Source organism: Phaeodactylibacter luteus (genome assembly GCF_007993045.1).
Classification (GTDB): domain Bacteria; phylum Bacteroidota; class Bacteroidia; order Chitinophagales; family Saprospiraceae; genus Phaeodactylibacter; species Phaeodactylibacter luteus.
In genome coordinates this window covers 1-13,620 of sequence record NZ_VOOR01000004.1, presented here as the reverse complement: position 1 = coordinate 13,620, position 13,620 = coordinate 1, and the positions used below count along the sequence as shown (strand labels likewise).

Genomic DNA, 13,620 nt, shown 5'->3' with positions numbered 1-13,620 from the left:
GGGCAGTCAGCTAGGGGCATCATTTAGCAGGCAAAGCATTCAGAGCGGCAAAGTATGAGCAACGAACAGGATAATAAGGACAAGCGAAAGACTGGGGTGAAAGGGCGCTTGCGCAAGCGCAACGAAGACCTTTCTAACTATGTATTTGGCAAGGTGCAGCCCCAGGCAGTGCCCTTGGAAGAGGCAGTGCTTGGCGCTATCATGCTCGATAAAGACGCGCTTACCATCGTGCTCGATATCATTCAGCCCGACAGCTTTTACCTGGATGCACATCAGCTCATCTACAAAGCCATGCAGCGGCTTTTTGACAAATCACAGCCGATCGACCTGCTGACGGTCACTGAAGAATTGAAGAAAACGGATGACCTCGAAGCGGTGGGCGGTGCCTACTATCTGGTCGAGCTGTCCAATAAAGTAGCCTCGGCTGCCAATATTGAATTTCACGCCCGCATCATTGCTCAGAAATATGTACAGCGGGAGCTGATCTCGGTTTCCACCAAAATCATACGCGACGCCTACGAAGACTCCACAGATGTCTTCGAATTGCTGGACGATGCTGAGCAGGGGCTATTCTCCATTGCCCAGAAGAATATGAGCCGGGGGGTAGAAAGCATGTCTTCCCTAGCGGCCAAAGCGCAGAAACAGATGGAGGAGCTGCGCAAAAAGGAGGATGGCCTCACCGGTGTGCCAACTGGGTTTACCGACTTGGACCGCCTCACTTCCGGCATGCAGCGCTCAGACCTCATCATCTTGGCTGCCCGTCCGGGTATGGGCAAGTGCTTGGGAAAGGGCACTAAAGTGCTGATGTACGATGGCCGGCTGAAAAGCGTAGAAGACATTCTGCCTGGAGACTTGCTCATGGGCGACGATTCCACCCCAAGGCGTGTGCGGTCTATTGCCAGAGGCAGGGAACGGATGTACTGGGTACGGCAGGATAAGGGTATGGACTACCGGGTGAATGAAAGCCATATCCTCTCTCTGAAAAGGGGCCGGCACAAAGATGTTGTGGATATTGCGTTGAAAGACTATTTGTCGGAGCCCACAACGAGCCGGCACGATTACAAAGGGTACAAGGTCTCCGTCGACTTTCCGGAGCAGCCGCTCCCACTTCCCCCTTACTTCCTTGGGCTATGGCTCGGCAACGGGGCTACCGGAGATCAGGGGCGGCCGGAAGCAGAGATTGCGGGTTATCTGGAAGAATTGGCCCAGGCCGAAGGGCTGCAGGCAAAGTTGCAAAAACAAGGGCAAAAGCCCGAAGAATACACCATCGGCAGAATGGTGAATGGGCCTGTCGGGCACAGCGTCCGAAGGGCACTGCAAGAAATAGGAGTGCTCCAGCACCTGCATATCCCACGGGCCTACCTCATCAACAGCCGTAGCCAACGTTTGGAGCTGCTGGCCGGGCTTATCGACAGCTGTGGCCGCCACCTCTCACCGTCTAATGCATACGAGTTTGCAGTTGAAGACGAAGCCCTGGCACAGCAGATCAAGTTCCTTTGCGATAGCTTGGGCTACAGGGCTATCGTCCGGACTGAGCAGCCCGGAAGCATTGCAAATCCCGGAGCTGCCATTTGCAGGCTGCAGGTTTATGGCAACCTAGATGATGTGCCCGTCAGGATGGAGCGCAAACAGGCAGCACCAAGGCAAGAGCCTGCCAATTGGCAGGTCACGGATATTGAGGTGGCCTATGATAAAGTAGATGATTACTACGGTTTTGAAATAGACGGCAACCGGCGCTTCCTGTTGGAAGATATGACGGTGACCCACAATACGGCCTTTACCCTGTCTCTGGCCCGCAATGCCTCTATGGTTTTCAAGCGCCCGGTCGCTTTTTTCTCTTTAGAGATGTCTGCCCTTCAGCTAGCACAGCGGATCATCGCCATGGAAGCAGAGATTTCGGGCATGAAGATGAGGAGCGGGCAGTTGGAGGATTACGAGTGGGAACAGCTCAATGCTGCCCTGGAACGCGTCAGCGATGTGCCTATCTTTATTGACGATACACCGGGCATCAACGTGTTTGAGCTCCGGGCCAAATGCCGCCGCCTGAAAATGCAATACGATATAGACTTGATTGTCATCGACTATCTGCAGCTCATGAGCGGGGGGGGCGACAACCAGAAAGGCAACCGGGAGCAGGAAGTCAGTGCCATTTCCCGAGCTCTGAAAGGGCTGGCCAAGGAGCTCAATGTGCCGGTTATCGCCCTGTCTCAGCTGAGCCGTGCTGTGGAGACCCGCGGGGGCACTAAGCGCCCACAGCTGTCGGATTTGAGGGAATCGGGCTGCCTTACCGGAGACGCCCTCTTGAAGGAGGCCGATACCGGCCGCCTCATTACAATAAAAGCACTGGCTGAACGAGAAGTGCAGGCTCCTGTGAAAGTGCAGGCCATGGGCGGCAACCATGAAATTGGAGCGCATACGCTCACTAAAGCATTCTACTCGGGCAGGAAAATGACCTATGAGCTGGCTACGCGCAGCGGCAGGGCCATCAAAGCAAGCGCCAACCATCCTTTCCGTAAAGAAGAGGGCTGGGCCCCTCTGGAAGACCTGAAAGCAGGGGATCAAATTGCCGTCACGGAAGGCTATGCCGGCTTGTTTTGGGATGAGATATCAGCAATCACGCCACTTCAGGAAGAAGATGTATACGATGCTACCGTAGAAGGGGTACACAACTTTGTTGCCAATGATATCGTAGTACATAATTCTATCGAGCAGGATGCAGATATCGTAAGCTTCATCTACCGGCCAGAGTACTATGATATCCTAGAAGATGAGGAGGGGATGTCCCTGAAAGGGGTAGCAGAGCTCATTGTCGCCAAACACCGCCACGGTGCCTTAGAGACTGTCCGCCTGCGCTTTGATGCTGAGTACGCACGTTTCTCCGATCTCGACGACCCAGACTTCAGCAACTTGCCCGATGATACCTTTGGTGCAGAAGCACCCCCTACCAATATCATCACCCGCCCTTCCAAGATGAATGACGATGAGGATATTCCATTTTAGGCTGATTGTCGCTTTTGGGGCCTGGCCAACAGGGTGGGGGCTGCACCTGCCAATAGCAGGTGCCGCTATGCTGCGGGGCTCGCTGCTCGCTCGGCCCTATCGGGCTTCCACCCCTCCGCAGCGCTAGCCCGATGCCCTCATGGAGCTAGAGCCTACGGCATTTTGGTTTGCGCCCTAGCTTGTTTTGAGGGGCGTAGCAGGTTTGTAGCTCACCCTATGCGGCAGTAGCTGGCAGCCCTAGGCTGTACGGGGGCATCTGTACGGGCAAAGGTTTAAAGCTTTGCCATCGAAGCAGTATCCCCCAATTTCCGTACCTTTAGGTTTCAAACCAAAGCCAATTCAATTCATTTATGCCGCCACCCAAAAAGTATGGCCGCTATGGCAAAAAGCCGAGTCAGCCTTCTGCTGAGCCGGGCGGTCAGCCGGAGCCTGGGCCCATTCACGAAAAACCTGTTGTGGAAGGCATGCGCCTCAATAAGTACGTCGCCCACTGCGGTATCTGTTCCCGCCGGCAGGCCGCAGAGCATGTCAAAGCAGGCCTGGTGGCCGTCAATGGGGCTGTAGAGCTTTCCCCTGCCTATCAGGTCAAAGAAGGAGATGAAATCCGCTTCCGGGGCGAGCTCATCGAGCCTGAAGTCCGCAAAGTATATCTCCTGCTCAATAAGCCTAAAGGCTATCTGACTACGGTAAGCGACGACCGTGGCCGGAAGACTGTCATGGACATTGTGGGCAACCGGGTAGAAGAGCGCATTTTCCCAGTAGGCCGCCTCGACCGGGACACTACTGGGCTGCTGCTCATGACCAATGATGGAGATCTGGCCAAAAAGCTATCCCACCCGAGCCACGGCGTACGAAAGTTCTATCAGGTTACCCTCGATAAGCCTGTAGACAAAGCCCACCTTGAAGCCATACGCAAAGGGCTTGAGCTGGAAGATGGCCTGGCCCCGGTAGATGGGGTGGACTATGTCAGGGGGCGGCCCAAAAATGAGGTGGGCATTGAAATCCACATCGGCCGCAACCGCATCGTAAGGCGCATCTTTGAGCACCTGGGCTACGAAGTCAAGCTGCTCGACCGGGTATACTACGCCGGGCTGACCAAAAAAGACCTTTCCAGGGGCTTTTGCCGCCACCTGACCGAGAAAGAAATCATCATGCTCAAGCACTTCTCCTGATGTACAGCAAAGAAGAACAACAGTCCCTTTACAGCCTGTCCAAATCTTATCTGGCTGCTGAAAGCGCCATTCATCAGCAGTCTGCCGATCAGCGCCTCAATGAGCTGAGGCAGTTGCTCATCTACCATGAGTACCGCTATTACATCCTCAACGATCCTGTCGTGAGCGATTATGAATACGATCAGCTCTACAAGCTTTTGGAACGGCTAGAAGCAGAGCATCCGAGCCTGGTAACGCCTGATTCTCCCACCCAAAGGGTATCTAGCGATTTGATCGATGATTTCCCCTCTGTAGAGCACCTGACCCCTATGCTCTCCTTGGCCAACTCTTACAATGCGGAGGATCTCATCGAGTTTGACCAACAAATTAAGCGCTATGCCAACCTCCCCGAAGGAGAGCCCATAGCGTATGCAGTAGAGCCTAAATTTGACGGGGGGAGCATTGCGGTAGTTTACGAAAACGACCAATTGGTGCGGGGCGCTACCCGCGGCAATGGAAAGATGGGCGAAGAAATGACAGCCAATGCCCGGGTAATCCGTTCGGTCCCCCTGTCTGCAAAGTTTTCCCGCTTCGGCATCGCCAAAGCAGAGCTCAGAGGGGAGGTGCTTATCCGCAAAGATGTTTTTGAACAGCTCAACGCTGCCCGCCAAAAGGAAGGGCTTACCCTTTTTGCCAATGCCCGCAATACTGCTACCGGGGCCTTGCGCATGAAAGACCCACAGGAGGTCTCCCGCCGCGGGCTGGAAGCTTTTATTTACACCTTGGGCTATGCAGCCGGCCAAGCTGGCGAATCGGTACTGCCTAGCTTGGCTTCCCATAAGGAGAGCCTTGATATGCTGCATCAGCTGGGCTTTAAAGTGCCAGAAGAGGGGCGCGAGCGAAAGGTGTGCCAAAATATACAGGAAGTGGTCGCTTTCTGTGAGGCTTGGCAGGAAAAGCGGGAGGAATACCCCTATGAGATCGATGGCATGGTGGTGAAGGTCAACGACCGGGTGCTGCAAGAGCGGACAGGCTATACCAGCCATCATCCTAGATGGGCCATCGCCTATAAGTTCAAAGCCAAGCAGGCGACTTCCAAGCTGTTGAATGTAGCATATCAGGTAGGCAAAATCGGTTCCATTACCCCCGTAGCCAAAATCGAACCGGTACAGCTCGCCGGTGTGACCGTTTCTTCAGTTTCCCTCCACAATGAAGATTTTATCACCGGAAAAGACCTGCGCCTGGGCGACACGGTACTGGTGGAGCGGGCAGGGGATGTTATCCCTTACATTGTCAAAGCAATGGATGACCTGCGCGACGGCTCCGAGCAGCCTATTGTTTTCCCAAAAAACTGCCCCATCAACGATACGGAAGAGCCTGTGGAGCTGGTCCGGGCTGAAGGGGAGGCAGCTTGGCGCTGTCCTTCCTGTGTCTGCGGTGCCCAAAACCTGCAACAGATCGTATTTCATGTCTCCAAAAATGCCATGGATATCGATGGCATGGGCAAGTCCATAATCGAGCGCTTCTTCGAGCTGGGGTGGCTGCGCACTATAGCCGATGTGTACCGGTTGGATTACGGCAAAATCGCTGAGCTGGAAGGTTTCGGCCAAAAATCGGCTGACAACCTCAAAGCCGCTATCGAAAAAGCCAAACAGAACCCTATACACCGGCTGCTGCACAGTTTGGCAATCCACCACCTGGGCCGCAAGGTCTCATCGATCATCGCGGCGGAAATCAACCATGTGCTCGATCTGGCAGACTGGACGGCTGAAGATTTTACCAACATCAAAGATGTGGGGCCGGTCGTAGCCGAAAACATCGCAGCTTACTTTAAGGATGAGCACCATCTGAATATGCTTCGGGAGATGGAAAGCCTCGGCGTCAACCTACATCAGACCGAAGAGGACATCCCCAAAGCCGCCTCCGGCGATGGCCCTTTTGTCGGCAAGACCATCCTCTTCACGGGCTCCCTGCAAACCATGAGCCGCAAGGAAGCACAGGCAAAAGCGGAGGCAGCTGGCGCAAAAAACATCAGCGCAGTGAGCGGCAATCTGGACGTCCTTGTTGCGGGCGAAAAAGCTGGCTCCAAGCTTAAAAAAGCACAAGCCCTCGGTACTGTTGAGATCATGAGCGAGGAGGAGTTCTTGGCCCGTCTGGCGGGCTAGCAGCCAAACAATTCCTGTCCTTTGGCCAAGTTTCTTGTGGAAACTAGCCACTTGTGTACCCGGTTAGGGCTTAAATTCTCTATTTTGTAACATTATACAGAAGGGCAGGGCTGGTTTGACAGTTGTCCTAAAAACCTGAGAATACCATGTTATACACTTTGTTTCTTGGGCTGGCCGCTGGTGCGCTGGCCAAAATGATTACCCCTCAGCAAGAAAAAGGGGGATGGGTATCTTCCATCATTGTTGGCATTATAGGCTCTTTTGTCGGCCGATCATTGGGCGGGGTTATCGGCCTTAGCGGAAGCGGGCTTATCGGCAGCCTCCTCTTGGCCACAGGGGGAGCTGTACTGGTCTTGTTTGTTTATCACCGCTACTTGGCCGATAAACTGGACTTGCCGCTCTGAAAGCGGATAGTCCAAAGCAATCGGTTTGGCAGGAGGGGTACTTGTATGAAATGACAACCGTACGGGCAGTAGGCCGTGATAAATGGCATTCCACTTTAGTGTTGGTAGCACTGTTGCATTGTTTAGTGCCGGTGGGGGCGCTTTATGCACAGTACCTACCTTTCACTCATTACACCGTTGATGACGGCCTGCCGACTAATGCCGTTTATGGTGGGCTGCAGAGCCGCAATGGATACATCTGGTTCTGTACAGAAAAAGGCGTGTCTCGTTTCGATGGCTACACGTTCCGCAATTTCACGGTAGCTGATGGCTTGTCCCTCAACGATGTTTGGGACCTTAGGGAAGACCGCCACGGCAGGATATGGCTGTCTTCTTTCAGTGGGAAGCTGACGGTCATCGACGGGGAAGAGGTCTACCACTTGTTCGAAGCCAAGTCCCCGGCCTTTAGTGGGCTGCAGGTATTTCAGACCGGCGAAAAGGTCTGGGCGGTAGCCGAAGGGCTCAACTTTCTGCTGAAGCCACAAGGCGAGGGGTCTCCGCTCGATACGGTCCCCTTTGATGCCTCCCGGCTGAGCCGTTCCCAAAAAGGGGAGCCACTCGATATCCCTCTTTTCCTTAGCCCAGACTCCCTGATGCGCATTCAAAGCGGCCCGCCCAGAGTCACGATAGAGTCTTTGGCCAGCGGAGAGTCCAACAGTTACACTTTGCCCGGCTTTACGGCTGAAGTTGCCGAGGAGATGGCAGCCTTGGAGGGGATGGTCGCAAAATCGTGGGCAGGTGGGGGCATGATACGGTATGGCGGGGGAAGCACACTTTATTTTTTTGATATCAAAGGGTGGAAGTTGAAAAGGATAGACCTTACGTCTTATCTGGACCGTATTCCTGATTTGGTAAGGTTTCAGGAGTTGGGCCCCAACTTTCTGATACAGACTAACCTTGGCATGCTGGTGCTCAGCCCAGGCGGCACAGTACTTGATGTCATCAATTTGGATGAAAGCCAGCTGTGCAACATCCACCGCACCTTTTCTGACCGCGAAGGCAATATCTGGGTTTGCACCAAAGAGAATGGCGTAGCTTTCCTGACGGCCCAACAGCGCAACAGTCAGCTTATGCCTTCGGATGTACGGCAAGACGTCGGGGTCATGCATTTGGCACAGGGCAAGGAGGGACAGCTGTACGCAGGCACCCGGAATGGAAGGGTGTATGCCCTCAAGGGCAACCGCCTTGAGGGCATGATTGCACCGGGCAAGCGGGCATTGAACGACAATCAGGAGGTACGCGCCCTACGGGTTGCACCATGGGGGGAGCTTTGGCTGGCACGTTCGACTATGGGGGTGGAGCGCTTCCGCCTGTCTGGGGGGAAAGTGCAGAAGCATTGGCTCTCACAAGAAGGGGCGGAGGTATTTGGGGGACAGGGGCTGCACGACTTGCCAGGGACGGATTCTACGGTGATAGTGGGCAATAAAGATTTTGCATTCCACGCAAAGAACAACTGGGTGGCGATTGCCAGGGGCGGCATATCTATGGTAGGTGTGCTGGATGAAAACCATAAGGTCAAAAGCTGGCAGCGGGTTTCTGAAAAGCGGGCTTACTCCTCCGCTTTTGATGCTGAAGGCCGCCTCTGGCTCGGGCATTTAGATGGCCTATCCCGTTATTCGCCGGCTGGGGGCGGGGCTTGGAACGAGGATGCCAGCCTGTTGCCGGGGGAGTATATCCTTGATGTGCAGGTAGATGAGCAGGGCCGGGTATGGGCTGGCACAGACGGCTTCGGCCTTATGGTCTGGGACGGCCACCGGCTTAGCCAAGTAAAAGGTACAGAAGGCATGCGGGTGCAGGGGATGGCTATTGGGGGCCACCGCTTATGGCTGGCTACCAATGAGGGGGTGATACAGGTGGTTATCGGGGAGCCGGTGGCTGGAAGTAGGGTAGAGGTAGCATTTACCCGCGCCAACGGCCTGCCATCCATCGAGGTGAATGCAGTAGCCGTGGATAGTACCTACCTCTATGCAGGTACGAGCAAAGGGCTCGCCCGCCTATTGCGACGACCGGTTTATTTCAATTTTAGGCCGCCCTTGCTCACCGTAGCCCCTCCCTCAGGCCTTAATGTAGAGCCCCAGCTTGCCCATTGCGAAGCCGGGTTGTTCTGTTTCCGGGCGCCGCCTCCGGAGCTCATTTTCCGCTTTACAGGGCTGTCTTTCAAAAGTCAACAAAAAATAAAGTACTACTACCAGCTGGAAGGTGTGGATGCCGAGGTACGGCAAGCTGCCACCCGGGAAGCCCGGTATACAGATGTGCCGCCCGGCGATTACCGCTTCACGGTTTTGGCCGAGGATGTAGAGGGGCTGCGCAGCGAAGTAGCAGAGGTAAGAGTACGCATCTCTTCCAATTTTTATGAGCAGGCCCTACCATGGCTGCTCCTGATCTTGGCGCTGGGCTTTGGGGGGATTGCCCTGCACAAGCTGCGTATGCACCGCATGCGGCAGGCCAACGCAAGGGAGGCCGCTTTGAGCAAGCAGTTTGCCGAACTAGAGCTGCGCGCCCTACAGGCTCAGATGAACCCCCACTTCGTGTTCAATGCCTTCAGCGCTATCCAATACTTTATACAGATCAATGACCGGGAGCAGGCAGACCGCTATTTGTCCAAGTTCGCGCTTTTGATGCGGCAGTTCCTGGAATCCTCCAAAAGCCGCTACCTCAGTTTGGAACAGGAGGCCCGGCTTATCCGGTTGTACGTAGAGCTGGAGCAGCTGCGCTTCCCCGGCCAGCTGGCGTTCGATTTCCAGCTCCACCCATCTATCAATGCAGGCACCACTCTAATACCGGCTATGTTGCTGCAGCCTTTTGTGGAAAATGCAATCAATCATGGCCTTTTTCATAAAAAGTCAGGAGGAAAGCTTACCATTGTAGTCCGGCCAGGAGTGCAGGATGGGCTGCAATGTATCATTGAAGACAACGGTGTCGGGCGCAAGGCTGCTGCCCTGATGCAGCAGCGGGCAGGCAGGAGCCATCGCTCTCGTGCTATGCGGATGACCAGCGAGCGCTTGAACGCTATCCGGGTTATCGAAGGCTATGACGTAAAGGTGGAGACCGAAGACCTGTACGGGCCTCATGGCGAGGCCGTCGGGACAAAGGTTGTCATTGAGGTGCCGGAAATTGATTAGGGGCAAAATGTATGGCTATGATCAACGCTGTAATCATTGATGATGAGGAGCATGCTAGGCTGACGCTCAGTGCTAAGCTGGGGCAATATTGCCCGGAGGTGCAAGTCACTGGCCTTGCTGCAGACGCCGATGCCGGGCAGGAACTGATCGAGGCACATCGCCCCGACCTTGTCTTTTTGGATGTGGCCATGCCTGGCGATAGTGGATTCGACCTCCTGCAGCGGCTGGAAAGCGTGGATTTTGAAATCATCTTTGTAACGGGCTTTGACCACTATGCTATCGACGCCATCAGTGTTTGTGCCATCGGCTATCTACTTAAGCCTATTCAACAGGAAGCGCTCATACAAACGGTGCATAGGGCTGTGGAGCGCATACGGCAGCGGCAGGACCATGAGCGAAATATCCGTTTGCTGGAAAACTTGCAGCAGCCCGGGCAGCAGAGCAATAAAATAGGCATACCGGTAGAATCGGGCCTGGTGTTTATTGCCGTGGGAGAGGTGGTCCGTTGTGATGCATACCAAGGCGTCACCAAGGTCGTACGGCTAAATAAGGCTCCTGATCTGCTCAGTGCCTATCCGATAGGGGAGTTTGTACGCCTGCTCGAGCCCTATGGCTTTTTCTTGGCCCATCGTTCTCATCTTGTCAACCTTTCTCACATTGTACAATACAGCAGAGAGGGCTATGTCATTATGGAAGATGGGGCGAAAGTGCCAGTGTCTAAGCGCAAACGATCCGAGTTCTTACAACGGCTTACCAGATTGTAAATGCCCTGCCCCCCCCTGCCCGCTCAAGGCTTGAAACTGCCCGCTTAAGCTAAAATAGTGCCCGCTTACAGGATGGTGCCAACAGGCAGCAGTGGTATGCTCTATTTTTAATAAGCGTGGAAACACCTAAAACCACTTTGGCCATTGTACTATGGGGGGGAATTAGCCAGAGTTAGCGGAAATTACACGAAATGAGGGACTTATGATCGCTCATCTGACTGAGTAGGATAAAAATAAGATAGTCTTTCAATAAACTAATGTTCGCTGGCGGTCGATAATCTTTGAAACCAACCGCCTCTAATTTGGAAAACCGAGCCTTGTTAGTTAGGAAAACTAGCACTATTGTCTAATTTTTTTCAACTACTACAAAATGAGAACATTTAGAAATTCTATTACTTCGAAGGTGATGGCATGGGTAATGATTTTATCCATTTTTATTGTTAGCTGTGATGCAGAAGGGCACTTGTCCTCTAGTATAGCTATTGATAGCCAAGTACAAGAAATCGCTGATTTTTACGCAGAGCAAGGACTTGAAATAAGTTGTGTTGATATCAAATCCTACCTGACTCAAGCAAGAGAGAAAGTAAGAAGTGATTATTCACAAGGTGTTAAAACTTCTCGTGAGCAGTTAGTCAATTATTTACTTGAGAAGGCTGTAGAAAAAGGAGATATGCAACCTAGCGAAGTGTCAGATAGTAATATTGATGAATTAGCTGTTAAACTTGAAAAACTAAGATACTATACATCGGCTAATTCCATTGAGCCAATGCTAAAATATCTCGTTGATGAGAATGATATAGACGAATCGGATTTGGACTTTTTGCTGAGCTTAGAAAGACAAGTAGAATCAAACGGGCAAACTCCCGAGGCAGCTATTGATGTGTTGAACCAAAAGATTGAGGAAGTTTTTACAATATCTTCGATATCAAGTGAACATCAGGAAGCATTATCTGGTGCGATGCATATCACCAAAGCCATTCTTTGTGATGGAGAGACACAAGCTATGAATTTTGCTAGTCCTATAACTCTTTCTCAAGGTGAATCATCTCTTGAAGAGGTGAATTTTAGGTGTGAGATTATTGAGTGTTTAACAACGTATGAGTGGACTCTCGCAATTGTTTATGTTGTTGTAACAGTTTTAGTAATAATATTAGCGATTTTTACTTTTGGATTAAGCCTTCTTTTGACTTCAGTCATAGCTGTTGCTGTTTGGACACTTTCAACAGTAGTTACTTGTTGGGTTATTGATTGTGATGAACCTATCTGTCCAGACGGTCAAAGCCCATTTTGCGAAGGAAGTTTTGAATTTAATGAGGAAGATAGAGTTTGTGTGAATGAGAGTTTTCCATCTGATGCGTTTTTGTTTGATGGCTGCATTCTTTCCCCAAGACCTTCGACTGGTATATGTCCACCAGGATCAGAAGGACAAGGAAGCAATTGTAGGTGGGAGTGCTTTTTTCCAATACCTCAAAATTTAGGACAAAATGAGGACGGTTTTTTTCAATTTGACTATTCATGTCAGTAAGATGAATAATCTTAACTGACTCTTTTATTAGTTAAAAAGTATTCAGGGTAGATTTCTGCCCTGAGTGCTATTTACGCGAATCAAGAGTTGAAAAGGCAACCAGCTTGACGAGTTTATGCCGGACTTTATACCGAATTCCGCTCTCCGTTCTCCGCTTTGCTTTCAACCTTAGACTGGTAGCCTAGCCCTTAATGCGTATTATTTGTTAAGCTTTAAACATGAATTACAAAAAGAATATTTTGTTTTTTTTTCTTGGATTACCTCTAGTTATACACTCTCAAAGATCAAGTGTTGACGTACAAGTGGGAACCATAATTGGTTATTCTAATATACAAGGGGGTAAGGATTTTACGGAGTTAACATTTATTGGTAATATCCATAATCCTTCGCTGTATTTCAGTCTTAGTTACAAAATACAAAACAATTTGTATGTGAAAGGAGGAGCTTATTTACAGTCTTTTTCATATAAATATTCAATTAATTCAATTGATTTATTGAACAGGCCAGTTGTTATAAATTATTCTTACTTATCTACTAATTCTCCTGTTTTCATTAATCTTGAACTGCCGATAAATAGGACATATTCTAATATCGGAATTGGTTTATTTACTTCATTCCTGATTGATCAAAAACTTAGGATTCAGAACATAAAAGATTTTACTGTTCCATTTTTCACTCCTGCTTACAGTGATTTTAAGTTAAAAAAAACGAACTATGGCATCATGTTAAGTTTAAATCAATCTATGTACTCGTGGGAATTGAGTAATGTTGATTTAAATCTTAGATATGAAATAGGATTGAGAAATATGAATTTTAATAATGATTCAAATGAGGTATATACACGATACTTAGGTTTGAGCTTACTTTGGAATATAAATTTAACAAGGAGGTGAAGAACTTCCGCCAACAATGCGAATGTCGTCAACCCAGCCATAATGTTGATTCTTCGGTTGAAAAGTCTTAAATTACACCACGTTAAAACTTCGAGAAGAAGTTTGTAAAGGCTGAGCTGCGCATGCGCGGGACGCTATGTGCCTCTTTTTGGGCATAGTGCGCGGCGGGCTTTCCGCGAGACGGTACTTAAGGTAATGTCCGCCCAAAAGAGGGAGTATGTATTTTTTAGCCTTCTACCTCTCCAAATGTGCAAAATGAGCACAGTGGTGTCCTTGGGCAGTGGAGCAAATGCCTGTAGGTGCGTTCGCTGCTGATCTCATTGCCCGTGTGTACAGTTCAATAAACTGGATCTTATGGAATTGTGGCTTTTATGGCTTCAAACCTGCTCTGAGCTGTTTTGTACGCCTGTATACTTGCAATAGGCGTGTTCCCCTAAGCAGATGCTGCGATAACGGGGCACGATAAACAGCAAGCCATCAACCACAAATTCTGAGCTGTCGGACTATTTGTCAACGCTCTATGCGCTAATGCGCGCTTTCTTGATTGAAAGAGCTTC

General features: G+C 50.9%; 8 protein-coding genes. All 8 read left to right on the top strand.

Features of this window, described 5'->3' with window-relative positions; genetic code table 11:
• The first annotated feature begins 54 nt into the window (after nt 1-54).
• Nucleotides 55-3,000, top strand: a complete 2,946-nt coding sequence (gene dnaB / locus FRY97_RS02610; RefSeq protein WP_147165866.1) for a replicative DNA helicase — start codon at nt 55-57, stop codon at nt 2,998-3,000.
• 350 nt (nt 3,001-3,350) lie between these two features.
• The gene (locus FRY97_RS02605) at nt 3,351-4,172 is read left to right on the top strand and encodes a pseudouridine synthase (protein WP_147165865.1); all 822 of its coding nucleotides are present in this window, start codon (nt 3,351-3,353) and stop codon (nt 4,170-4,172) included.
• A complete protein-coding gene (gene ligA / locus FRY97_RS02600; protein WP_211356793.1) occupies nt 4,172-6,316 on the top strand; it encodes an NAD-dependent DNA ligase LigA in 2,145 nt (714 codons plus the stop codon). The genes FRY97_RS02605 and ligA overlap by 1 nt, the downstream gene beginning before the upstream one ends.
• A gap of 146 nt (nt 6,317-6,462) precedes the next feature.
• Nucleotides 6,463-6,720: a GlsB/YeaQ/YmgE family stress response membrane protein gene (locus FRY97_RS02595; protein WP_147165864.1), complete on the top strand. Its 258-nt coding sequence runs from the start codon at nt 6,463-6,465 to the stop codon at nt 6,718-6,720.
• Between the two features lie 98 nt (nt 6,721-6,818).
• On the top strand, nt 6,819-9,881 hold the full coding sequence (locus FRY97_RS02590; protein WP_170254471.1) for a sensor histidine kinase: 3,063 nt from the start codon (nt 6,819-6,821) through the stop codon (nt 9,879-9,881).
• Nucleotides 9,882-9,898: 17 nt separating this feature from the next.
• Complete coding sequence (locus tag FRY97_RS02585) at nt 9,899-10,645, top strand: LytR/AlgR family response regulator transcription factor (RefSeq protein WP_170254470.1); 747 nt, start codon at nt 9,899-9,901, stop codon at nt 10,643-10,645.
• Nucleotides 10,646-11,015: 370 nt separating this feature from the next.
• Entirely contained in the window at nt 11,016-12,170 is a 1,155-nt protein-coding gene (locus FRY97_RS02580; protein WP_147165861.1) for a hypothetical protein, read from the top strand.
• Nucleotides 12,171-12,388: 218 nt separating this feature from the next.
• Entirely contained in the window at nt 12,389-13,063 is a 675-nt protein-coding gene (locus FRY97_RS02575; protein WP_147165860.1) for a hypothetical protein, read from the top strand.
• Nucleotides 13,064-13,620: the final 557 nt, after the last annotated feature.

Excerpts from the sequence above, each read along its gene's own strand:
- dnaB (WP_147165866.1), top strand. The coding sequence starts at position 55 with ATGAGCAACGAACAGGATAATAAGGACAAGCGAAAGACTGGGGTGAAA.
- FRY97_RS02605 (WP_147165865.1), top strand. The coding sequence starts at position 3,351 with ATGCCGCCACCCAAAAAGTATGGCCGCTATGGCAAAAAGCCGAGTCAG.
- ligA (WP_211356793.1), top strand. The coding sequence starts at position 4,172 with ATGTACAGCAAAGAAGAACAACAGTCCCTTTACAGCCTGTCCAAATCT.
- FRY97_RS02595 (WP_147165864.1), top strand. The coding sequence starts at position 6,463 with ATGTTATACACTTTGTTTCTTGGGCTGGCCGCTGGTGCGCTGGCCAAA.
- FRY97_RS02585 (WP_170254470.1), top strand. The coding sequence starts at position 9,899 with ATGATCAACGCTGTAATCATTGATGATGAGGAGCATGCTAGGCTGACG.
- FRY97_RS02580 (WP_147165861.1), top strand. The coding sequence starts at position 11,016 with ATGAGAACATTTAGAAATTCTATTACTTCGAAGGTGATGGCATGGGTA.
- FRY97_RS02575 (WP_147165860.1), top strand. The coding sequence starts at position 12,389 with ATGAATTACAAAAAGAATATTTTGTTTTTTTTTCTTGGATTACCTCTA.